Here is a 1,261-nt window from a genome sequence, read left to right on the forward strand (position 1 = left end):
AGGCCGTCTCGACGAGCGACGTCGAGCTCTGGTCGATCACCCGACGCTGAGCGGATGCCCCGTGGCCGGTCTCCGGCCGCGGGCCCTGCTGCTCCCATCCGACAGGAGACCCACGTGCCAGCACCCCGATTCCAGGTCATCGCCCGCTACTTCCCGCTTCCCGGCGAGACCGAGACCGTGCTCGAGCTGCTCGGCGAGCTCGCCGCCGCCAGTCGCGCCGAGCCGGCGAACCTCGCCTACGACTTCTACCGCGGCGTCGCCGACCCCGACGAGATCGTCATCCTCGAGCGCTACGACGACGAGGCCGGCTTCGCCGCCCATCGCGAGTCCGAGCACTTCCAGCGCATCGGCGTGGGCCGCATCATCCCGCTGCTCGCCGATCGGGTCGTCGAGCGCTACGTCGAGGTGACGGATGCGTAGCGCCGTCCTCCGTGCGCAGGGCTCCGCCCGCCCCTATGCCGAGAGCCGGCCGCTCGTGATCGAGGCCCTCGACGTCACCGGTCCGCGCGCCGGCGAGGTGGGTGTGCGCATCGAGCGAGCGAGCCTCTGCCACTCCGACCTGTCGGTCGTGAACGGCTCCCGGCCCCGCCCGCTGCCGATGGCGCTCGGCCACGAGGCGGCGGGCATCGTCGAGGCGGTCGGCGACGGGGTCGACGGCATCTCGGTCGGCGACCACGTCGTGCTCGTCTTCGTGCCGAGCTGCGGCGACTGCCGGGAGTGCCGAGCCGGCCGGCCGGCGCTGTGCTCGCGCGCCGCGGAGGTGAACGGTTCGGGAGAGCTGCTGCACGGGGCATCCGTGCTCACCGACGCCGCCGGCGGCCGAGTGAGCCATCACCTCGGGGTCTCGGCCTTCGCCGAGTACGCCGTCGTCGCCGCGGAGTCGCTCGTCGTCATCGACCGCGACGTGCCGTTCGAGATCGCCGCGATGTTCGGCTGCGCCGCACTCACCGGCATGGGCGCGGTGTTCAACACCGCCGAGGTGGCGCCCGGTCAGACGGTGATCGTCTTCGGCCTCGGCGCGGTGGGTCTCGCGGCGGTCATGGCGGCGGCCCAGATCGACGACGTCGCCGTCATCGCCGTCGACCCCAACACCGACAAGCACGAGCTCGCACTGCAGGCGGGTGCGAATGCGGTGGCCACTCCGGACGCCGCCGCCGACCTCGTCGCCGACCTCACCGGCGGCGTCGGGGTCGACATCGCGATCGAGGCGGTCGGCAGCGCGCGGGTCATGGGCGCGTGCCTCGAGCTGCTCGCCCGCGGC

2 protein-coding genes are annotated in these 1,261 nt (G+C 73.2%); both read left to right on the plus strand.

From position 1 onward, the window contains the following. Window positions 1-114 precede the first annotated feature (114 nt). Window positions 115-420, plus strand: a complete 306-nt coding sequence (locus ACFWWU_RS37285; protein ID WP_384153660.1) for a putative quinol monooxygenase — start codon at window positions 115-117, stop codon at window positions 418-420. Continuing rightward, window positions 413-1,261: alcohol dehydrogenase catalytic domain-containing protein (locus ACFWWU_RS37290; RefSeq protein WP_384153663.1), on the plus strand; the 849-nt coding region annotated here is incomplete at its 3' end. The genes ACFWWU_RS37285 and ACFWWU_RS37290, both read left to right, overlap by 8 nt.

The sequence above is a fragment of the Streptomyces sp. NPDC058650 genome, assembly GCF_042717315.1.
Taxonomy (GTDB): domain Bacteria; phylum Actinomycetota; class Actinomycetes; order Streptomycetales; family Streptomycetaceae; genus Streptomyces.